The sequence below is a fragment of the Agromyces aerolatus genome, assembly GCF_031432255.1.
GTDB lineage: Bacteria > Actinomycetota > Actinomycetes > Actinomycetales > Microbacteriaceae > Agromyces.
This window is the reverse complement of sequence record NZ_JAVKGQ010000024.1, coordinates 1-21209: the sequence shown is the minus strand read 5'-3', so window position 1 is coordinate 21209 and position 21209 is coordinate 1. Positions and strand designations below refer to the sequence as shown.

The 21209-nt window shown below is 72.7% G+C and carries 18 protein-coding genes, 1 tRNA gene and 1 pseudogene; 10 read left to right on the top strand and 10 right to left on the bottom strand.

Features of this window, described 5'->3' with window-relative positions; all coding sequences use genetic code 11:
• Positions 1 to 381 precede the first annotated feature (381 nt).
• From RH864_RS18425 to RH864_RS18405, 5 genes are all read right to left on the bottom strand, one after another.
• Positions 382 to 1227: an arginase family protein gene (locus tag RH864_RS18425; RefSeq protein WP_310519039.1), complete on the bottom strand. Its 846-nt coding sequence runs from the start codon at positions 1225 to 1227 to the stop codon at positions 382 to 384.
• 72 nt (positions 1228 to 1299) lie between these two features.
• A complete protein-coding gene (locus RH864_RS18420) occupies positions 1300 to 2037 on the bottom strand; it encodes a PspA/IM30 family protein (protein WP_310519038.1) in 738 nt (245 codons plus the stop codon).
• An 86-nt stretch (positions 2038 to 2123) separates the two neighbouring features.
• The gene (locus RH864_RS18415; RefSeq protein ID WP_310519037.1) at positions 2124 to 4190 is read right to left on the bottom strand and encodes a TPM domain-containing protein; all 2067 of its coding nucleotides are present in this window, start codon (positions 4188 to 4190) and stop codon (positions 2124 to 2126) included.
• Positions 4191 to 4299: 109 nt separating this feature from the next.
• Positions 4300 to 5091, bottom strand: coding sequence for a DUF4232 domain-containing protein (locus tag RH864_RS18410; RefSeq protein WP_310519036.1), 792 nt, complete (start codon positions 5089 to 5091; stop codon positions 4300 to 4302).
• Positions 5078 to 5611, bottom strand: coding sequence for a sigma-70 family RNA polymerase sigma factor (locus tag RH864_RS18405; protein WP_310519035.1), 534 nt, complete (start codon positions 5609 to 5611; stop codon positions 5078 to 5080). Before RH864_RS18405 ends, RH864_RS18410 begins: the two co-directional genes overlap by 14 nt.
• A 205-nt stretch (positions 5612 to 5816) precedes the next feature.
• On the opposite strand from RH864_RS18405, the gene RH864_RS18400 reads away from it, so the two are divergent.
• From RH864_RS18400 to RH864_RS18390, 3 genes are read left to right on the top strand one after another with little or no spacing between them, the layout of a single operon-like run.
• On the top strand, positions 5817 to 7019 hold the full coding sequence (locus RH864_RS18400; RefSeq protein ID WP_310519034.1) for a serine hydrolase domain-containing protein: 1203 nt from the start codon (positions 5817 to 5819) through the stop codon (positions 7017 to 7019).
• On the top strand, positions 7016 to 8668 hold the full coding sequence (gene dacB, locus RH864_RS18395; RefSeq protein WP_310519033.1) for a D-alanyl-D-alanine carboxypeptidase/D-alanyl-D-alanine endopeptidase: 1653 nt from the start codon (positions 7016 to 7018) through the stop codon (positions 8666 to 8668). The genes RH864_RS18400 and dacB overlap by 4 nt, the downstream gene beginning before the upstream one ends.
• Before the next feature lie 53 nt (positions 8669 to 8721).
• A complete protein-coding gene (locus tag RH864_RS18390; RefSeq protein ID WP_310519032.1) occupies positions 8722 to 9705 on the top strand; it encodes a serine hydrolase domain-containing protein in 984 nt (327 codons plus the stop codon).
• Here the strand turns inward: RH864_RS18390 and RH864_RS18385 are convergent.
• The 4 genes from RH864_RS18385 to RH864_RS18370 form a co-directional block, all read right to left on the bottom strand.
• Entirely contained in the window at positions 9693 to 10376 is a 684-nt protein-coding gene (locus tag RH864_RS18385) for a response regulator transcription factor (RefSeq protein WP_310519031.1), read from the bottom strand. The genes RH864_RS18390 and RH864_RS18385 overlap by 13 nt on opposite strands.
• On the bottom strand, positions 10364 to 12109 hold the full coding sequence (locus tag RH864_RS18380) for a sensor histidine kinase (protein ID WP_310519030.1): 1746 nt from the start codon (positions 12107 to 12109) through the stop codon (positions 10364 to 10366). Before RH864_RS18380 ends, RH864_RS18385 begins: the two co-directional genes overlap by 13 nt.
• Positions 12110 to 12304: 195 nt before the next feature.
• Positions 12305 to 12377, bottom strand: a tRNA-Arg gene (locus RH864_RS18375).
• 68 nt (positions 12378 to 12445) lie between these two features.
• Positions 12446 to 13063: an iron ABC transporter ATP-binding protein gene (locus RH864_RS18370; RefSeq protein WP_310519029.1), complete on the bottom strand. Its 618-nt coding sequence runs from the start codon at positions 13061 to 13063 to the stop codon at positions 12446 to 12448.
• A gap of 39 nt (positions 13064 to 13102) precedes the next feature.
• Here RH864_RS18370 and RH864_RS18365 point away from each other — a divergent pair, with 39 nt between their 5' ends.
• From RH864_RS18365 to RH864_RS19245, 7 genes and pseudogenes are all read left to right on the top strand, one after another.
• Positions 13103 to 14776, top strand: coding sequence for an arginine--tRNA ligase (locus tag RH864_RS18365; RefSeq protein ID WP_310519028.1), 1674 nt, complete (start codon positions 13103 to 13105; stop codon positions 14774 to 14776).
• 16 nt (positions 14777 to 14792) lie between these two features.
• Positions 14793 to 15593: an LmeA family phospholipid-binding protein gene (locus RH864_RS18360; protein ID WP_310519027.1), complete on the top strand. Its 801-nt coding sequence runs from the start codon at positions 14793 to 14795 to the stop codon at positions 15591 to 15593.
• A gap of 232 nt (positions 15594 to 15825) precedes the next feature.
• On the top strand, positions 15826 to 17280 hold the full coding sequence (gene lysA, locus RH864_RS18355; RefSeq protein ID WP_310519026.1) for a diaminopimelate decarboxylase: 1455 nt from the start codon (positions 15826 to 15828) through the stop codon (positions 17278 to 17280).
• Entirely contained in the window at positions 17277 to 18581 is a 1305-nt protein-coding gene (locus RH864_RS18350; RefSeq protein WP_310519025.1) for a homoserine dehydrogenase, read from the top strand. The genes lysA and RH864_RS18350 overlap by 4 nt, the downstream gene beginning before the upstream one ends.
• On the top strand, positions 18578 to 19675 hold the full coding sequence (gene thrC, locus RH864_RS18345) for a threonine synthase (RefSeq protein WP_310519024.1): 1098 nt from the start codon (positions 18578 to 18580) through the stop codon (positions 19673 to 19675). The genes RH864_RS18350 and thrC overlap by 4 nt, the downstream gene beginning before the upstream one ends.
• Positions 19672 to 20598, top strand: coding sequence for a homoserine kinase (gene thrB, locus RH864_RS18340; protein ID WP_310519023.1), 927 nt, complete (start codon positions 19672 to 19674; stop codon positions 20596 to 20598). The genes thrC and thrB overlap by 4 nt, the downstream gene beginning before the upstream one ends.
• Before the next feature lie 245 nt (positions 20599 to 20843).
• Positions 20844 to 21059: pseudogene (locus RH864_RS19245) on the top strand (Rho termination factor N-terminal domain-containing protein); the annotation flags it as partial.
• Here the strand turns inward: RH864_RS19245 and RH864_RS19240 are convergent.
• Complete coding sequence (locus tag RH864_RS19240; RefSeq protein ID WP_396130010.1) at positions 21046 to 21135, bottom strand: hypothetical protein; 90 nt, start codon at positions 21133 to 21135, stop codon at positions 21046 to 21048. The pseudogene RH864_RS19245 and the gene RH864_RS19240 sit on opposite strands and share 14 nt — an antisense overlap.
• Positions 21136 to 21209: the final 74 nt, after the last annotated feature.

Here is a 21209-nt window from a genome sequence, read left to right as displayed (position 1 = left end):
GCCCGGATGCGGCGAGCTGAACGGTGCACTCGAAACTTCTTGTTCAGGAACGGCGTGACATGGCGCGCCGCGCCGCGCCTTCGGCTCCGGCGTGTCACACGGTGCTTCCTGAGCAAGGGAACGGGGCTTGCGGAGGACACGGCTGCGGGCCCGGATGCGGCGAGCTGAACGGTGCACTCGAAACTTCTTGTTCAGGAACGGCGGGCCGTGCTGCGGCGCGCCGCGGCTTCGGCGGCGGCGTGTCGCGCGGTGCTTCCTGAGCAAGGGAACGGGGCAAGGGACTGGGGGTTGCGGGGATGCGGCTGCGCCCCGACTCGGGCACACGGACGCGGCCGCGGATGACTCGAGGCGCGGGTCGGCCAACTCAGGCCGCCGACCGGCTCAGGCGGTCCGGGCCGAGGCGAGCGCGCCCACGAGTCGCAGGATGGTGGGCAGGTCTTCGTCCGCGGCCTCGGGCGTGGCCGGGGCGAATCCGGCGATCGCGGCGCCCGCGAGCGGGAAGCGCGCCACGATCTCGCGCACGAGTGCGACGAGCGTCGGGCCGTCGACGCCGAACGGTATCGGATACGACAGGCCCGCGAGCGCCGACGGGTCGAGCACGTCGAGGTCGATGTGGATGAACACCCGGGTCGCGCCTGTGGCCTCGAGCGCGCCGATGACGACCGCCGGATCGGAGAGGTCCTCGACCGTGAGCGTCTGCACGCCGTGCTCGTCGATGAACCGGCGCTCCTCGTCGTCGATCGCGCGCGCTCCGCCGATGACGAGTCGCCCGGGTGCGACCCGCAGATCCGGGTCGAGCGCGAGCCCGTCGGCCCCGTCACCGGCGATCGCGCGCAAGGTCATGCCGCCGAAGCCGCCTGAGGGCGAGGACTCGGGCGTGTTCAGGTCGGGATGGGCATCGAGCCAGAGCACCGCGAGGTCGCCCCGCGTCGCGGCTGAGGCGTGCGCGACCGCGGCGAGGCTCGCGCCGCAGTCGCCGCCGATGGTGATCGCGAGTCCGTCGATCGCGGCGAGCGCCTGCTCGGTGCGTTCGCGTACCCGCCGGATGGTGCTGTAGCGGTGCACGCCAGTTCCGAGCGCCTCGCCGGCCTCGACCGGGACCTCGACGACCACGGTCGCGGCGGCCGGGAGATCGCCCTGGATCGCGGCCGCGCCGTCGGCGACGCTCATGGCGCGGGCGGAGACCGACCCCTGCCAGACGGGGACGACGACGAACGTGGCCGGCATGATCGATCAGCTTTCCGTGAGGGTGAGGAGGGGGCGGATGCCTCGACGCGAGGCCGAGGCATCCGCGGGGGATCAGCTGCCGAGCTGACCCTGCGACGAACCGCCCGCCTTGAGCGCCGCGAGGCGCGCGTCGACCTCGGTGAGCTCGCCCAGGTCGTCGAGCTCGGCGAACTGCGAGTCGAGGCTCGACGCGGCGAGCTCGGCCTGGCCGCGCACGACGGCCTCTTCGCGGCGGATCTTCTCCTCGAAGCGGCCGAGCTCGCTCGTCGGGTCGAGGATGTCGATCGACTTGACGGCGTCGTGCACCTGACGCTGCGCGGCCGCGGTCTTCGACCGGGCGACGAGCTCGTTGCGCTTGTTCTGCAGCTGGACGAGCTTTTCCTTCATGCCGTTCAGGCCGGACTTCAGCTTGTTCACGACCTCGGTCTGCGCGGCGATCTGCGGCTCGGCGGCCTTCGCCTCGTTCTCGGAGGTGATCTGCCGGCTGAGCGCGACCTTCGCGAGGTTGTCGAACTTGTCGGCGCCGCCGGCATCTCCCGCCGAGCGGAGCTCGTCGCCCTTGCGGCTGGCCGCGACCGCCTTCTCGCCCCATTCGCGTGCGGCGTTCACGTCTTCGCGGTGGTCGTCCTCGAGCAGGCGCAGGTTGCCGATGGTCTCGGCGATCGCGGCCTCGGCGTCGGCGATGGAGTTCGTGTAGTCGCGAACCATCTGGTCGAGCATCTTCTCGGGGTCTTCGGCCTCGTCGAGGAGTGCGTTGATGTTGGCGCGGACGAGCTGCGAGATGCGGCCGAAGATGGACTGCTTGGTCATGGGAGTTCCTTCCGTTCAGGTCGATGTGCGGCGGGTGCCGCTCTGGGTCAAGGTCGAATCGGATGCCTCGGGGTGGACGTCGCGGGTCAGAATCGGCCTCCACTCCCGCGGCGGCCGCGGGTGCCCCCGCCGCCGAAGCTGCCGGCCGAGCGGCCGCCACCGAACCCTCCGCCGAATCCGCCGCTTCGGCGGCCTCCGCTGCTGCGGCCGCCGCCCCACGAGCCGCCGCTGCTGCGCCCGCCGCCCCAGGACCCGCCGCTGCTGCGGCCACCGCCGAGCACCTGGTCGATGAGGATGCCGCCGAGCACCGCGCCGAACAGGTCGCCGCCGCTCGTGCCTCGGCCGCCGCCCATGCCGGGGAACGCACCGGCGCCGGAGCCGTCGGCGCCGAAGCCGCCGCCGAACCCGCCCACATCCTGTTGCGCGAGCCGCATGGCCTCGGCGGCGAGCCGTTCGGCCTGCTGTGCGTTGCCGAGCGCGGCCGCGGGGTCGCTCGCGCGGCCCTGCTCGGCGAGTGCGAGCACCCGGCCGGCCTCGGCCAGCCGCGTGCGTGCCTCCGCGCCGATCGCACCGCGTCGTGCGACGAGGTAGTCTTCCGCGGCCTGCAGCTGTGCCCGTGCGGCGATGAGCGATCGATCGAGCTGTGCGGCCGCGCGGGTCGCGCGCTCGGCGGCCTCGCGTGCGGCGCCGATCGCGCCGTCGATTCGCGCGTCGGCCTGCTCGACCCGGGCCTGGAGCGCGAGCGGGTCGCGTCGCGGCTCGGCGAGTGCCGCGCGGAGCGCGGCGGCCTCGGCGGCGGTGGCCTGCGCGATCTGCGCGAGTGCGGGGTCGGCCTGCGCCGTGAGCACGTCGTGCTCGAGATCGGCGACCCCCGCGGCGACGTGCTGCTCGGCGGCCGCGAGGTCGGCCGCGAGCCGCTCGATCGCGCCCGTGAGCACGACGGCCTGGTCGGTCGCCTCTTCAGCGGCGCGGATCTCGACGGCCGCCTCGCCCGCGTGCTGCCCGGTGAGCGCGGATGCGGCGCGGGACGTGGCCTCACGAGCGAACGCGAGGCGTGACTCGGCCTGGGCGATGTTGTCGGCGACGGGGCTCGTCGCGGACTCGGTGTACCTCGCGCCGAGCGCGGCGAGCTGCTCGCGCGCGGGCGCGACGCGCGTGGCGGCCTGCTCGAGTTCCTGGCGGACGCGTTCGAGCTCGGCCGGGGCGTTGCGTTCGAGCGCACGGAGCTCGTCGAACCGCTCGGCCTGCGCGTCGAGCTCGGCGTCGGCCTCGCCGGTGAGCCGGATGATGCCGCCGTACCACTCGCGGCGCTGTTCGTCGGTGTCGGGCTCGGCGTCGTCGAGGCGTTGCTGCAGCGCGAACGCCTCGGCGACCTTGGCCTTCGCGGACTGGACCGCGGCGCGGAACGGCTGAGTGGCCGCATCGCCGTAGGACGCGACCGCGAAGCCCAGCTCCTCCTCGCTCGTGCGGATCGCGTCGTCGGCGGCGACGAGCGCTCCTCCCGCCTGACGGCGGAGCTCCTCGAGCGGGACCTGCGGCACGCCCGGCGCGTCGCCCGTGCCGCCCGCGCCACCGCTGCGCCGCTTGCGCCGGGTGACCACGATCAGCACGACCACGACGATCGCCCCGGCGATGACGAGGAACCAGATCAGCCCCCACACCCAGCCGCTGCTCGTGCCGGACTCGCCGGCGATCGCGTCGGCCGCGGCGATCGCGGCGCCCGCCCAGTCGCCGTCGCGGAGCTCGGGCTCGACCACGTCCTGCGCGATGCGCTGCACCTCGTCGTCGGACAGCGAGGCCTGGTCGGCGGGGGAGAGGTAGTACGTGCGACCGTCGACCGCCACCGCGAGCAGGTAGTCCTCGTCGCCCAGCCCGTTCGCGATCGCGGTGTCGGCGGCCCAGGCGTCGGCGGCCTCGGGGTTGGTGAAGACGTCGACGTACGCCACGAAGAGCTGCCGGCCGCTGCGATCGGCCGCCTCGCCGATCGCCCGTTCGACCTCGGCGGTCTGCGCGCCGAGCGCGCCGACCGTGTCGACGATCGGCGACGAGCCGAATGAGACGGGGTCTTCCGCGTTCGCGGGGGAGGCCACCGTGAGTGCACCGGCGACCACGGCTCCGGCGAGGGCGATCAACCAGCGTCGAGACGTGTGCACCTGCGCGATCCCCCATTCCAACGGACGATCCCGAGTCTAGAGCGGCCCGCTGACGCGAGTCCACGGCACCGGTGGTTCGCCGGGCTGTGGTAGCGGGCGTGGCGGAGGTTCAGTCGACGGCGAGCGGCACGAGCGGCGAGACCGCCACGAGCGCGGGCAGCGCCGCGTCGTCGGGCACGATCGTCACGGATGCGCTGAGCGTGTACTCGCCGCGCGGGAGCGCGGTCGGCGCGCGTCCAGGGGTGCAGCGTACGGCCTCGATCGCCGCGGACAGCTCCATCGACTCGCCGGGAGCGAGGTCGACGGGTTCGCCGGCCGCCGACTGGTCGGCGTCCGGGCGGGTCGCCACGACCGTGCCGTCCTGGTCGGCGACGGCCACCGAGGGCGCCACGCCGAGCGCCCCTTCGACCGGGTCCTGGCCGGTGTTGGTCAGGGTGAGGATCGCCTCGCCCGTGCTCCCGGCGGCGACCGCGCCGATCGGGCGCACCGTGAGCCGCAGGGGGGCCGCCGAGGCATCCGTCGCCGCAGGGATCGGCTCGCCGCAGCGAGCCAGCGTCGAGAGCCGGCCGAGCGCCGCATCGGCCGCCGCAGGCTCGTCGCGTGGCGCGACGCCCGATTCCTGGCCCTCGGTCTGCGGCGCGAGCTCCTGGACCGAGCCCATGACCGGCGCGTCGGCCGTCGTCGCCGCAGGGCCCGCGAGCCCCGCGAGCCCGCTGACCAGGCCGGCGGTCGCGACCAGTGACGCGACCGCGGCCGTCCCGCCGAGGATCCCGTTCCGCCGGCGGCGGCGTTCCCGCCGGCTCGCGTCGAGCACGCCGTCGAGATCGGGCGTGCGCGTGCCCGAGGCATCCGCCGCTCGCCGCAGCGCCTCGCGCAGCCGGTCCTGATCAGGTGCGGACATCCGCGCCCCCTCTCTCCGCCCGGCCCTCGCCGGACGCCTCGAGTGCTGAGGAGAGCGCGCGGAGCGCGTCAGACAGGTACCGCTTGACCGCACCGGAGCTGATGCCGAGCGTGGCCGCGATCTGATCGACGGAGAGGTCCTCGTAGTAGCGCAGCACGATGCACGCCGACTGCCGCGGCGACAGGGCCCGGACGCGGGTCGCGAGGTCGAGCCGCGTGTCGCTCGCGTCGGTGGGCGCGTCGACCGCGGCTGGCGCGTCCACGAGATGACGGATGCCTCGCCAGGTGCGTTCCCGTCGCGAACGGTCGATCACCGCGTTCAGGATCGCCCGCCGGACATACGCTTCCGCCTTCGGCAGGGTGAGGGACATCCGCGGTCGCCCGAACGTGCGGACGAGGGCGTCCTGGACGAGGTCCGCCGCATCGGCGTCGCTGCCCGTGAGCAGGAACGCGTACCGCACGAGCGCGTCGCCGCGCTCGGCGACGAGTCGCGCTGCCACCGCATCCCACGCGCCGCTCACCGCGTCTCCTCCCGACGGCGACCTACCCGCCGTCACCTACCTACAACGAATCAGCGTACGGAAACGTTGTGCCGGGCCCGGTGGCCCGGTCGAGCCCGGCCGACCATGGACTCAGGTCTATTGTCCCGCCGGCCGGGTGCTTGCCAGGCTGTCCGGTGAGGCGCGGTCCGCCCGTGCCCCGGCCGGTTCGCAGGGGAGAGGCGACATGACGACGATCGACGATGCGGCCGCGCGCAGGTTCCGGCGCTCGGGGGTGGCCGCGATCGCCGGGGCCGGCCTGCTCCTGAGCGGATGTGCCGCGGGCGCCGCGGACGGCGGCAGCGACCCGGCGAGCGCGACGGCGCCGGCCGTGACCCGGCCGGCTGCGCCCGAGGGCGAGCTGCCCGACGAGCTCCAGGAGCGGTTGCAATCCGCGCTCGAGGAGGTCATGACCGAGTACGAGGTGCCCGGAGCGGCCGCGGGCGTCTGGATCCCGGATACCGGCTCGTGGACGACCTCGGCGGGCCTCGCCGACGTCGAGAACGAGGTCGCCGTCACGACCGAAATGACCTGGCCGATCCGGAGCATCACCAAGTCGTACACCGTCACCCTCGTGCTGCAGCTCGCCGACCAGGGCGAGCTGAGCCTCGACGACACGATCGACCAGTACGTCGACGGGATCACCGACGGCGATCGGATCACGCTGCTCGAGCTCGCGAACATGGGCAGCGGCAACGCCGACTACGTCAACCAGGAGTTCCTCGACGACTTCGTCGCCGACCCCACGAAGGTCTACACGCTCGACGAGCTCAACAGCTATGTGATCGACCAGCCGGCGCAGTTCGCGCCGGGCACCGAGTACCTCTACACCAACGCCAACACGAACCTGCTCGGCGCCGTGATCGAGGAGGTCACCGGGCAGTCGTACGCCGAGGCGCTCGACGAGCGCATCCTGACGCCGCTCGGACAGCACGGCACCAGCTACCTCACCGACGTGGACGACTGGGCCGAACCGCACCCCGTCGGCTACTTCGTGGTCGACGGCGTTCCGCAACCGCAGGACGAGAACCCCTCGATCCTCGGCGCAGCGGGCGCGCTGTTCTCGACGCTCGACGACGGCCGGGTCTGGGCCGAGACGCTCGGCACCGGTGCCCTGCTGAAGCCCGAGACGCAGGAGCTGCGCGAGATCGGGCACCGGATTCCCAAGCCGCCGTACGACCTCTACGCCGTGGGCATGGGCGAGACCGACGGCTGGCTGGGCCACAACGGCGAAGGGCTCGGCTTCACCGCCGCGACCTTCCACGACCCCGAGACGGGGGCGAGCATCGTCGTGTACATGAACGAATCGGACACGCCGGACAAGACCCACCCGGCCGATACGGCCTTCCGCGCGCTCGCCCAGGTGCTCACGGACGGAGCGGGCGAGTGACCGGGCCGGTGCGCCCGCGGCGGGCGACCGGGTCGCGCGGGTCGCGTATGGCGCGCGGGTCGCGCGTCGCGCGCGGCGCGAGCGCCATCGCGGCGGGTGCGGTCGTCGCGCTCCTGGCCGGGTGCGTGGCGGATGCCTCGAGCACCGCTGACTCCGACGGCGGGCTCACGTCGGTGCCGGGGCTGCCCGACGCGGCGCTCGAGGTGATGAACCAGCCCCAGTACGCCGACGGCCGCTGGCTGATCTCGGTCCAGGACCTCGAGACCGGCGAGACGCTGATCGACCTCGACGGCGACAAGCTCGCCGAGCCGGGCTCTTTCGTGAAGACCTACAGTGCTGGCGCGGCCTGGGTGAAGTGGGGCCCCGAGCACACCATCACGACCCCGGTGAAGCAGTCCGGCACGGTCACGGACGGCACGCTCGCGGGCGACCTCGTGCTCGTCGGCCAGGGCGACCTCACGATGGGCGGCCGCACGAAGGCTGACGGCACCGTCGACTTCACGAACCTCGACCACAACGACGCCAACCCGCTCCCGGGCGCGACGCTCACGACCGAGGACCCGCTGGCCGGACTCGACGACCTCGCGGAGCAGGTGAAGGCGGCCGGCATCGACGCGGTCAGCGGCGACGTCGTGGTCGACGACCGGCTGTTCGTCGGCGAGCTGGCGGGCAAGCCCGTGACGCCCATCGTGATCAACCAGAACCTGCTCGACATCCTCATCACGCCCGGCGCCGAGGGCGAGCCGGCCACCGCGGCGATGACCCCCGCGGTCGCCCCGTGGAAGCTCGATCTCCAGGTCGAGACCGTCGCCCCGGGCGAGGAGGCCGAGGTGGCACCCCCGCAGCTCTCGCCCGACGACCCGACCACGATCGTCGTCAGCGGCACGATCAACGCCGACGCCGACCCGGTGCTGCGGGTCTACGAGTTCGAGGACCCCGCGACCTTCGCCCGCACGGCGTTCATCGAGGCGCTCGGGCGCGCCGGGGTCACCGTGGCCGCCGATCCGGTGAAGCCGAACCCGGACGACTCGCTCGCCGACCAGGCGACCGTCGAGGCGCTGCCCGCCGTCGCCGAGCTCGAGTCGCTCCCGCTCGGCGAAGAGGTGACGTATGTCATGAAGATCAGCTACAACCGCGGCGCGCAGACGCTGATCTGCCGGCTCGCCGCCGATGCCGGGCAGACCGACTGCGATGCCGGGATGGCCGTGGCCGGGCAGATCTGGGCCGACGCCGGGCTCGATACGCTCGGCGCCTCGCTCATCGACGGCTCCGGCCTCGAGGGCAACCTGATCACCCCGGAGAACGCCGTCGAGATCCAGACCCTCATGGCCGAGCGCCCCGACGCCGAGGCCTGGCGCGACACCATGCCCATCCTCGGCGTCGACGGATCGCTCGCCGACGTGCAGGCCGACAGCCCGGCGGCCGGCAAGGTGTTCGCGAAGACCGGGACCCTGCTCGGCGGCGACAGCTTCAACGGCCGGTACCGGCTCGCGACGAAGACGCTCGGCGGCGTCATGGACACCGAGGACGGCCGTGAGCTCGCCTTCACGATCATCGTCAATCAGGGGTTCTCCGACGACATCCAGGGCGTGTTCGACGCGAACGACGACGTCGGCGAGGTCGCCGCGGTGATCCAGCAGGCGTACTGAGGCCGAGTCGACGAGCCGACGAGGCGCCGACGCGAGTGACGAGGAGACCGGCGATGCGCGCACCCCTGAGCAGAACCCTCGCGGCCGCGGCCGCACTGGCCACCGCGCTGGCGCTCGCCGCCTGCACGGGGCCGGCCCCGTCGACCCCGGCGGCGAGCCCCACGCCGACCGACGACGCCGCGGCCGGCCCCACCCTCAAGCCCGTCGACGAAGCCGCCATCACGGCGCTGTTCGAGGAGCAGGCCGGGAGCTTCGGGCAGCCCGGCGCCGTGATGCTGTTGCGCACGCCCGAGGGCGCCGCGCTCGACGCCGACCCCGACCGCGTGTGGCAGCCCGAGGAGCTCGTGGCCATGGCGCTGCCGCTCCCGGTCGACTTCGAACCCGGCACCGGATACCACTACTCGAACACGAACACGATCCTGCTCGGGCTCATCGCCGAGCAGCTCGAGGGCAAACCGCTCGCAGAGATCTACCAGGAGCGGCTCTTCACGCCGCTGGGGCTCACCGAGACCTCGTTCCCCGCCGTCGAGGACGCGAGCCTGCCGACGCCGCATTCGGACGGCTACTACTGGTGGACCAACGTGAACACGATCGGCTCGTCGAAGCTCCCGCCCGACCTGATGGGTGCCGCGGAGGCCGGCACGTTCCTCCCGAACGACGGCACGCTCGACAATCCCTCGTGGGCCTGGTCGGCTGGAGCGGGCATCTCGACCGCGGGGGATCTGGCGGACTGGGTCGAAGCGCTCGGCGGCAAGGGCGGCGAGCTGCTCTCGCCCGAGCTGCAGGAGGCGCGCATGAACAGCTTCATGGCCACGTCCGAAGAGCCGGGTGCCGCACGGTACGGCTGGAACATCGGCGAGTTCGGGCAGTTCCTCGGCCACAGCGGCGAGCTCCCCGGGTTCAACTCGTTCATGGGCTACGACCCGGTGGCGGATGTCACGCTCGTGGTCTGGGCGAACCTCGCGCCGGCCGCGAACGGCCAGGGACCCGCCGCCATGATCGCCCGCTCGCTCATCACAGACCTCTACACCTCGTAGCCCGGGCCATCGTCCAGGTCGCCGGAGGCGGCCAGGTATCGGATGACGGCGAGCACCCGACGGTGGTCGTCGACCGCGACCGGCAGGCCGAAGGTGTCGTAGATCCTCGAGGTGTGCTGCACCACGGCCTTCTCGGAGGTGCCGAGCTTCGCGGCGATGTGGGCGTTGCTCCGGCCCTCGGCCATCAGGCTGAGCACCTGGAGCTGGCGGGGCGTGAGGTCGCCGACCGGGCCGCTCGCCTTGGTCGCCCGCGAGACGAGCACGGCGACCACGTCGGGATCGAGCGCGGTACCGCCGGCCTGCACGCGTCGCAGATCCGCCACGAACGTCCGCACGTCGGCGATGCGCTGCTTGAGCAGATAGCCGACCCCGCCCTCGCCCGGGTCGAGGAGCTCGGTCGCGTAGCGACGCTGCACGTACTGGGAGAGCACCATGACGGCCATGCCGGGGTGTGTCCGCCGGATCCGGAGGGCCGCGAGCAGGCCTTCGTCGGTGTGCGTCGGCGGCATCCGGATGTCGGTGATCACGAGGTCGGGCTCGAGTCGCGCCACCGCGACCTCGAGCTCGACCGCGGTGCCGACCGCCGCGACCACCTCGATGCCGTCGTTCTCGAGCACATGGCCGAGTCCCTCGCGCAGCAGCACCTCGTCCTCGCCGATCACGACCCGCATGGCAGCTCCACGCGAACGGCGGTGCCCGCACCCTCGGGGGAGACCAGCTCGAAGGATCCGCCGAGGGCGTCGACCCGGTCGGCCAGGCCCTTGAGCCCGGTGCTGCGCTCGACGAGGGCGCCGCCTCGGCCGTCGTCGCTCACCCGGACGCGGAGGGTGTCGCCGGCCCGGGTGAGCTCGACCGCCACGGCGCGGGCGCCGGAGTGCTTCACGGCGTTCGTGAGCGCTTCGGCCACGATGAGGTACGCCGACTGCGCCGTCGCGGGGGCGAGCGCGCGATCGTCGACGTCGCTGCGCAGCGTGGCCGGGATGTCGAGCCGGTCGACGAGGTCCTCGGCCGCGGCCGTCAGCCCGCGCTCGACGAGCGAGGTCGGCTGCACGGCGTGAACGAGTCGCCGGAGGTCAGCGGCCGCGGTGTCGATCCGTTCTCGCAACGCGGTCGCCGCGGTCGTGGTCTCCGGGTGGGCGACGCCGGAGTTCGCGATCTGCTGTGCCTCGAGCGCGAGCAGCACCAGCTGCACCTGCAGGCCGTCGTGCAGATCGCGTGCGAGGCGGTTCCGTTCGCGGTCGGCGGCCTCGACGATGCGGAGCCGCGACTGCCGCAGCGCCTCGTGGCTCGCGACGAGCGCGGCGATGAGCCGTTCACGGTCGAGGGCGATGGCGAGCACCCGTCCCGCGCGCCGCACGGACTCGGGGTCGGCGATCATGCGCGCGTCGTAGCTGATGGCGCCCACGAGGCGTGACTCGACGTGCACCTCCTGCCAGAGTCTGGGCGGGATCTGCTCGCGAATACCCACCTCGAGACCCTGGTCGTCGACGAACACCCGCTGTTCGTCCGACCAGTACGCGACCCGGAGCGAGTCGTCCCCGAGCGACCTGGCGAGGGCCTGCTGAACCGCGGCCCGCGTGGATCCGGCGATGCTCAGCCAGGCGCTCAGCGCGTCCGCCTCGGCGGTCTGCGAGAACCCGCCCAGCAAGACGCCCAGCAGGAAGGCCACCGGGATGCCGGCCAGGATCACGAGCTGCACGCCGCCGATCAGCGCGCCGTCCGCGCCGAGCAGGCGCAGCAGGTTCGCGGAGAGCGGGATGAGCAGGACGGCGAGGATGCCGTACAGGTAGAGCGGCAGCAGCACCCTGAGGTTCTTCGGGTCGGACGAGCGCAGGCGCCCGATCAGGACGACGGCGGTCGCGACCATGACGGCAAGGCCGACGGCGCTCTGCACCCAGAGCGCGACGAGGCGGAGCTCGGCCTGGTCGGGCGGCAGCAGGTAGAGCGGCATCTGCAGCACGAACGTCACGCCGTAGCCCACGACGACGGTCACCACCGAGAGACGCCCCTGCAGCCGGCCCGACGGGAAGGCGTGCAGCAGATGCACCGTGACGGCGAGGATCGCGGTCGCGGAGATCGTGCTCAGCTCGACCAGCACCGGCAGCCCGAGGTTGCCGACGCCGCCCGCGAACATCGCGACCGCGCCCACGAGGAGCAGGCCCCCGGTGCCGCTCAGCGGGCGGCGCCACCACGCGATGATGCCCGCGGCGGTCCAGACGACGAACACCGCGGTGAAGGCCGCCGGGATCCAGAACGGGATCGGTGCGCTCACGCCCACCGCGAGCTGCATGCCGCCGAGCGCGACCGCGAACACCGCGAGCAGCACGAGCGCTGGACGGAGCGCGTCGGCCCGCACGGTGCGGAGGCCTGCGAAGGCGGGGCTGGGATCTGGGGGTCGGATCACGGCGTCAGGGTCACCTCAGCGTGAGCCTAGACGTGAGGACGGTTCGCGTTCAAGAGAAACGGGGTCCTCGCTCCGTGTGCGGTGGGGCCGCACCGCTGCCCCACCCCACGCGAAACGCCCCCGGCCGATGGCCGGAGGCGTTCGAGATGCGACCGATGTCACGGAACGAGTTCGCTCTCGCGACCCATCCACACGTGCCCCCGGAGGGATTCGAACCCCCGACCTACGGTACCGGAAACCGGCGCTCTATCCCCTGAGCTACGGAGGCGCACAGCTAGCAAGACTAGCACCTCGGGCCACGGCCGCCGTACCGCTCACGCAGTCGGCGGCCGGCGGTCACGCCGCCGGGAGGTTGCCGAGGACGTCGGCGGCGAGCTGCTCGGCATCGCCGGGCTCGTAGAGCAGCGAGGACTCCATGACGACCCAGTACGGCCCGCTGAACAGCTGCACCTGACCCTCGACGCCGGACTGGGAGAAGTAGCCCTCGACGTCGGGCGGGGTGCCGTAGGTCGGCACCGGGGTGCTCTGGCTCGCCGCCGCGCCGGCCATGGCCTCGGTCACCGCGGCGGTCGGCGTCGCGACCGCGATCTGCAGGTAGTCGCCACTGGTCTGGTTGAGGTAGCCGCAGGCCGTGCCGCCCTGCTCGACGACCTGGGTGATGGTCGCGCTGTCGGGCTCGTACGACGGGTCGACGCCGAAGTTGGGATTGAACACGTACAGCTGTTCGAGCGTGAGCAGCGCGTCGCAGTCGATCGCGAACGGGGGAGAGGACTCCTCAGGTGCAGCGGTCTCGGTCGGCGGCGTCGTGGGCTCGGGTGTCGCGCTCGCGGTGGGGGACGGCGTCGCGGTCGGCTCGGCCTCCCCGGGCGTGCACCCCGTGAGCAGTGCACCGGTCGCCGCGGCCAGCGCGATCCAGGTCAGGGCAGCACGGGAAGGGCGGTCTGAGCGCAGCATGTGACGAACCCTATCAATCGGCGCGGGTAGGATTCGGGAGTGACTCCAGCCGATCTCTCGCAGGCCCTGTTCGACCTCGTCGCCGCCATCGTGGAGCGACGCCGGGCGGCCGGCGATGAGATCGCGTTCGCCCTCACGCCTGAGCAGGTCACGCTCGAGCGGCCCAAGCAGCGCGAGCATGGCGACTGGGCCTCGAACCTCGCCATGCGCATGGCGAAGCCGCTCGGTGCGAACCCGCGCGAGCTCGCGTCCGAGCTCGCTGCGGGCCTCGCGAACGTCGACGGTGTGGCCAGCGCGGAGGTCGCCGGCCCGGGCTTCATCAACATCCGGCTCGAGGCCGCCGCAGCGGGCGAGCTCGCGCGCACGATCGTCGAGGCCGGCGCGGAGTTCGGCCGCACCACGACCCTCGCGGGCCGCCGCATCAACCTCGAGTTCGTCTCGGCGAACCCGACCGGGCCGCTGCACATCGGGCACACGCGCTGGGCCGCGCTCGGCGACGCGATCGGCCGGGTGCTCCGCGCCGCGGGCGCCGACGTCGCGAACGAGTACTACATCAACGACGCCGGCAACCAGATGGACACGTTCGGTGAGTCCGTGCTGGCGGCCGCCAAGGGCGAGCCCACGCCCGAGAACGGCTACCCGGGCCAGTACATCGCGGATCTCGCGGCGCGTGTGCTCGAGCGCGAGCCCAACCTGCTCGAGCTCGACCACGAGGTCGCGCTGCACACGGCGCGCGAGATCGCGTACGACCTGCAGCTCGCCGAGATCCGGGCGTCGCTCGAGCGCTTCAACGTGCACTTCGACGTGTGGTCGAGCGAGCGGCTGCTGCACGCGAAGGACGACGAGGGCGTCTCGGCCGTCGACGCGGCCGTCGAGCGGCTGCGCGCCCAGGGCCACGTCTACGACCACGATGACGCGATCTGGGTGCGCACGACCGACTTCGGCGACGACAAGGACCGGGTGATCCGGCGGGGCAACGGCGTGTACACCTACTTCGCCGCCGACGCCGCCTATTACCTCGACAAGGGCGACCGCGGCTTCGAGCACAAGATCTACCTGCTGGGTGCCGACCACCACGGGTACGTGCACCGGCTGAGGGCGCTCGCGGGCGCCGCGGGCGACGACCCGCAGCGCGACATCGAGGTCCTCATCGGCCAGCTGGTCTCGGTGAACGGCGCGAAGCTGAGCAAGCGTGCGGGCAACATCATCGAGCTCGACGATCTGCAGGCCTGGCTCGGCACCGACGCCCTGCGCTACACGCTCGCGCGCTACCCGGCCGACTCGCCGCTCGCGATCGACCCCGAGCAGCTGCGCAGCCGCACGAACGACAACCCCGTGTTCTACGTGCAGTACGCGCACGCGCGCACCGCGGCGGTCGCGCGCAACGCGCTCGCGTCGGGGGTCGACCGCTCGGAGTTCGCCCCGCAGCTGCTCGAGCACGAGACCGAGTCGGCGCTGCTCGGTGCACTGCAGGACTTCCCCCGGATCGTCGCGCAGGCCGCCGAGCTCCGCGAACCGCACCGCGTGGCGCGCTACATCGAGGAGCTCGCGGGCCTCTACCACCGCTGGTACGACAACTGCCGGGTCATCCCGCTCGGCGACGACCCGGTCACCGACCTGCACCGCACGCGCCTCTGGCTCAACGACGCCACCGGCCAGGTCGTGCGCAACGGTCTCGACCTGCTCGGCGTCTCGGCGCCCGAGCGGATGTGACGGACGGGCGGCTCGCATGACCGATCCGTTCGCGACGACCCAGGTGTTCGACGAGCCGGATGCCTCGCGGCAGCGCCGCGGCCCACGTCGCGCCGCGCGGGGCTGGATCGTGACCGGCATCGTCGTCGCCGTCCTCGTCGTGCTGGTCGTCGTCGCCGACCTGCTGGTGCGTTCGCTCGCGCAGACCGCGATCGAGCAGGGTGCCGAGCAGTCGCTGCCCGAGGGCGTCTCGGGTGAGGTGACGGCGAGCATCGGCGGGTTCTCGGTGCTGGGGCAGCTGATCGCGGGCCGCGCCGACGAGGTGCGGCTCAGCGCACCCGAGCTGGTCGTCGACGGCACGCCGCTCGCCGCCGACGTCGTCGCACGCGACGTGCCGCTCGACCTCTCGCAGCCCGTCGGCCGGGTCGAGGCCGACGTCCGTCTCACCCAGCAGGCCGTCGACTCGCTCGCGCTCGAGCAGGGTGTCGTCGGCGACCTCACGCTCGGCGACGGCGTCGTCGGATACACGGGCACGATCGACGTGCTCGGCGTTCCCGTCGGCTACACGGCGACGGCCGAGCCCGAGGCCGCCGGGGACCGGGTGCTGCTGAGACCGGTCGGGGCCGAGGTCTCCGCCGGCGGCTTCGCGCTGGACGTCTCGGGCGTCATCGACGCGGTGCTCGGCGGCGGTCCGGTCGAGATCTGCGTCGCCGACCGGCTGCCGGCCGGGGTCCAGCTGAGCGACGTGGACGTCTCGGACGGTGCCGTCGACGTGCGCCTCGTCGGCACGGGTCTCGTCCTCGACCGGGCGAGTCTGTCGAGCACCGGCAGCTGCTGATCCGCGGCGTCGGCGACGCGGTCACCGGCCGCCGTCGGCCGCGGCGCATCCGGGCCGCGGCATGGCCGCGTCACGGGCGCGTCATCGATTCGGCGCGGGTACTCCGTCGCCGATAGAATCGGCGCGTCCCGCCGGATCGGCGGTTCGCTTTGGCTTCAGGAACCAATCCGGGTTCGCTCGCCGCAGTCGTGCGACCGGAACCGGCAGCACCAGCACCCGTGAGGTTCTATAAGTGGCATCCACCGCAACCGCCGCCGTCCCGGCCGCGCCGGCCGACGCCAACACGCTCGCCGAAACGGTCTGGCCCGCGGGCGCGCGCCGCGACGAGCACGGCCGCATCGAGATCGGCGGCGTCGACGCGCAGACCCTCGTCGAGCGATACGGGAGCCCGCTCTACGTCCTCGACGAACGGGTCGTCCGCGATCGCGCCGAGCGCACGCGCGCGGCCTTCGCCGCCGCGGCGCGCGGCATCGGCACCGAGGCATCCGTCTACTACGCCGGCAAGGCGTTCCTCTCCGGCGCGATCGTGCGCTGGGTGACCGAGTCCGGGCTCCGCGTCGACGTCTGCACCGGCGGCGAGCTCGCGATCGCACTCGCGTCCGGCGCATCGCCGGGCGAGCTCGGCTTCCACGGCAACAACAAGTCCCTCGCCGAGATCGAGCGCGCCGTCGAGGCGGGCATCGGATCGATCGTGCTGGACAGCGAGCTCGAGATCGAGCGCGTGGCCGAGGCGGCAGCGCGCGCCGGCGTCGTGCAGGCCGTCCGGCTCCGGGTGAACAGCGGCGTGCACGCGTCGACGCACGAGTTCCTCGCGACCGCGCACGAGGACCAGAAGTTCGGCGTCACCCTCGACCGGGCCGTCGAGCTCGGCGCCCGCATCCGTGCGCACGCGTCGCTGCGCTTCCTCGGCCTGCACTGCCACATCGGATCGCAGATCTTCGACTCCGCCGGGTTCGCCGAGTCGGCCGAGCGACTGCTCGCCGTGCACGCCGAGCTCGCACGCGTCGCGCCCGTCCCCGAGCTGAACCTCGGCGGCGGCTTCGGCATCGCCTACACCGAGGCCGACGACCCGACGCCGATCGAGCAGATCGCCGACGGCATCGCCGCCGCGGTCGCCGCGGCCTGCCGAGCCCACGACGTGCCCGTGCCGCGGCTCGCGTTCGAGCCCGGGCGCAGCATCGTGGGCCCGGCCGGCATCACGCTCTACACCGTGGGCACGATCAAGCCGGTCCCGATCGAGGGAGCCTGGCGGCACTACGTGTCGGTCGACGGAGGCATGAGCGACAATCTCCGCACCGCGCTCTACGGCGCCGACTACACGGTGCGCATCGCCTCACGCACGTCGACCGCGGAGCCCGCACTCGTCCGCGTCGTCGGCAAGCACTGCGAATCGGGCGACGTCGTGGTCGATGCCGACTACCTGCCGCACGACGTGCAGCCCGGCGACCTCGTCGCCGTCGCCGCGACCGGCGCGTACTGCTGGTCGCTGTCGAACAACTACAACCACGTGCCCAGGCCGCCCGTCGTCGCCGTACGCGACGGCGAGGCCCGCGTGATCGTGCGCGGCGAGACGATCGACGACCTGCTCGCGCGCGACGCCGGGCTCGACGCAGGCACCGGCCACGAGGCATCCGCCCAGCACCCGGCGGGCGCCGGGTCGTCCGCATCCGAAGGGATCACCGAATGATCGAGTACCGCTCCATCCGCGTCGCACTGCTGGGCGCGGGATCGGTCGGCTCTCAAGTCGCGCGACTCCTGCTGGAGCACGGCGACGAGCTCGCCGCGCGCACGGGTGCGCGCATCGAGCTCGTCGGCATCGCGGTCCGGGACCTCGACGCCCGGCGCGACGCGGACCTCCCGCGCGAGCTGTTCACGACCGACGCGGAGCAGCTCATCCTCGGCGCCGACATCGTCATCGAGCTCATGGGCGGCATCGAGCCGGCACGCACGCTCGTCCTGCAGGCGATCGCCTCAGGGGCCGACGTCGTCACGGGCAACAAGGCGCTGCTCGCGGCGCACGGCACCGAGCTGTTCGAGGCCGCCGAACAGGTCGGCGCGCAGCTCTCGTACGAGGCCGCGGTCGCCGGGGCGATCCCCATCATCCGGCCGCTGCGCGAGAGTCTCGCGGGCGACCGGGTCGAGCGCATCCTCGGCATCGTGAACGGCACGACGAACTTCATCCTCGACCGCATGGACGCCACGGGTGCGAGTCTCGAGGACGCGCTCGCCACCGCGACCGAGCTCGGCTACGCCGAGGCCGACCCGACCGCCGACATCGGCGGCTACGACGCCGCGCAGAAGGCGACCATCCTCGCAAGCCTCGCGTTCCACACCCGGGTGCCCGTCGAGGCGGTCCACCGCGAGGGCATCACCGGTGTCACGGCGGCGCAGGTCGAGTCGGCGCGCCGCGCCGGATTCGTCGTCAAGCTGCTCGCGATCGCCGAACGGCTGGCCGACCACGGCGGCCAGGAGGGCGTCTCGGTTCGCGTCTACCCGGCGCTGGTGCCACGCGAACACCCGCTCGCGGCCGTGCACGGCGCCAACAACGCGGTCTTCGTCGAGGCCGCCGCAGCCGGACCGCTCATGTTCTACGGTGCGGGAGCCGGCGGGGTGCAGACCGCCTCGGCCGTGCTCGGCGACCTCGTCGCCATCGCCCGGCGGCACGTGATCGGCGGGCCCGGCACGAGCGAGTCCACGCACTCCGACATCGACGTGCTGCCGATCGGGCAGATCACGACGCGCTACTCGATCATGCTCGAGGTGCCCGACGAGCCGGGCGTCCTCGCGGCGATCGCGCACGTCTTCGCCGACCACGGGGTCTCCGTCGAGCAGTTGCAGCAGACGGTGGACGAGTCGGGCAGGGCTACGCTGGTCATCGGTACCCATGAGGCGAAGGAGCAGGCGCTGGCCGACACCGTCGCCGCGCTCGCCGACAGCCCGCTCGTGGCATCCGTCGCGTCCGTCCTCCGAGTCGAAGGAGCAGTGTGAACCAGCCCACCCCCAAGCCAGGCTCGCGTCAGTGGCGCGGCGTCATCCGTGAGTACGCCGACCGGCTCGACGTCACGGAGGCCACGCCCGTCGTCACGCTCGGCGAGGGCGGCACGCCGCTCATCCCGGCCGCCGCGCTCTCGCGCCGCACGGGCGCCGACGTCTGGGTCAAGTTCGAGGGCATGAATCCGACGGGCTCGTTCAAGGACCGCGGTATGACCATGGCCGTCAGCAAGGCCGTCGAGGACGGCGCGAAGGTCGTCATCTGCGCGTCGACGGGCAACACCTCGGCCTCGGCGGCCGCGTACGCGACGCACGCGGGCATCAAGGCCGCGGTGCTCGTGCCCGAGGGCAAGATCGCGATGGGCAAGCTGAGCCAGGCGATCGCGCACGACGGCGAGCTGCTGCAGGTCCAGGGCAACTTCGACGACTGTCTCGACATCGCGCGCGACCTCGCCGCGAACTACCCGGTGCACCTCGTGAACTCGGTCAACAACGACCGCATCGAGGGGCAGAAGACCGCGGCGTTCGAGGTCGTCGAGGTGCTGGGCGACGCGCCCGACTTCCACTTCATCCCGGTCGGCAACGCCGGCAACTACACGGCCTATACGCGCGGGTACCGCGAAGACCTCGCGGCCGGCAACTCGACCCGGATGCCTCGCATGTTCGGTTTCCAGGCGGCCGGATCCGCGCCGATTGTGCGCGGCGAGCCCGTCACCCACCCCGACACCATCGCGAGCGCGATCCGCATCGGCAACCCCGCGTCGTGGGAGCAGGCGCTCGCGGCTCGTGACGAGACCGACGGATACTTCGGCGCGATCGCCGACGAGCAGATCCTCGAGGCGCAGCGCATCCTGTCGGCCGAGGTCGGCATCTTCGTCGAGCCCGCCTCCGCGATCTCGGTCGCCGGGCTGCTCGAGCGCGCCGAGGCCGGCGCGGTCCCGGCGGGCGCACGCGTCGTCCTGACCGTGACCGGCCACGGGCTGAAAGACCCGCAGTGGGCGCTGCGCACCGCAGACGGCGGCGAGGTGCAGCCGACCGTGGTGCCGGTCGACGTGGCCGAGGTCGCGTCGGTGCTCGGGCTCCAGTCATGATCGAACTCCCGGGCCGGCGCGTCCAGGTGAAGGTGCCGGCGACGAGCGCCAACCTCGGGCCCGGCTTCGACACGCTCGGCCTCGCGCTCGCGCAGTACGACGAGCTCGAGGTCGAGGTGCTCGACCGGCCCGGCCTCGAGATCGAGGTGCAGGGCGTGGGTGCGGGTGAGGTTCCGCTGGATGCCTCGCACCTGGTCGTGCGGGCCATGGCGCACACGTTCGCCGATCGCGGCCTCGAGCTGCCGCCGCTCCGCCTCGTCGCCGAGAACCGCATCCCGCACGGGCGCGGCCTCGGATCCTCGGGAGCGGCGATCGTCGCGGGCGTGATGGCCGCCAAGGGGCTCCTCGACGGCATCGAGGAGTTCACATCGGACGACCTCCTCTCGCTCGCGACCGAGCTCGAGGGGCATCCCGACAATGTCGCGCCGGCGCTGTTCGGCGGGCTCACGATCGCCTGGACCACACCGGAGGGGCCGCGGCACAAGAAGCTCATCGTGCACCGCGGCGTCTCGCCGCTCGTGCTCGTGCCCGAGCACGAGATGTCCACGGCGCTCGCCCGTTCGCTGCAGCCCGCCTCCGTGCCGCACGAGGACGCGGTGTTCAACGTGTCGCGGTCGGCCCTGCTCGTCGCGGCGCTCATCCAGAGCCCCGAGCTGCTGCTGCAGGCCACCGAGGACAAGCTGCACCAGGCGTACCGTGCCGAGGCCATGCCCGAGACCGACCGGCTCATCAAAGCACTGCGCGACGCCGGGCATCCCGCGGTCGTCTCCGGCGCGGGCCCCTCGATCCTCGTGCTCGCGAGCGACCCGAGCGAGCGCGCCGACGCGATGCGCGTCGTCGAGTCGACCGCCGACACGGTCTGGCAGGCGCTGCCGCTCGCGGTCGACTTCAAGGGCGCCACGGTCGTCTCCGTCGCGAGCTGACGCGCCGGCCGGCGCGCGGCGCCGCCCGTTGACGCGCGCCGGTCGCGCGCGGCGCCGCCCGTTGATACGCGCCGGTCGCGCACGGCGCGCGGGCGCTCGATTCCGGAGGATGGCATCCCGGGTGGTACGCTGGTACCGCACCCGGCATCCGACGCATCGAACGCGTCATTGCCGCATCGTGCGATTCCCAGCAATTTTGCTCTCGCCACGCGCGGGCTCACGTCACTGTCACGTGCCCGTTCCGCATGGCGACCAGGTCTCCCGTCATGCGAATCCAGCAGCCGGGGGAAAGGATCACACTCGAAGTGACGAACGCACCCGAACAGGTTGACGGCGCCGTGGACCGCGCGCGGCTGAGCGCGATGAAGGTCGCCGAGCTCGTCGAACTCGCCGGCACCCTCGGCATCACCGGCGCCACGAAGCGACGCAAGGGCGAGCTCGTCGAGCTCATCGCCACCGCGCAGGCCGAAGCCGCGCCTGCCGCTGACGTGCCCGCCGAAGCCGCGCCCGCCGAAGCCGCGCCCGCCGAAGCCGCACCCGCCGAAGCCGCGCCCGCCGTCGACGCGACGGCCGCAGACGCTTCCACCGCTGAGGCGCCGGCTGCTGAGGCT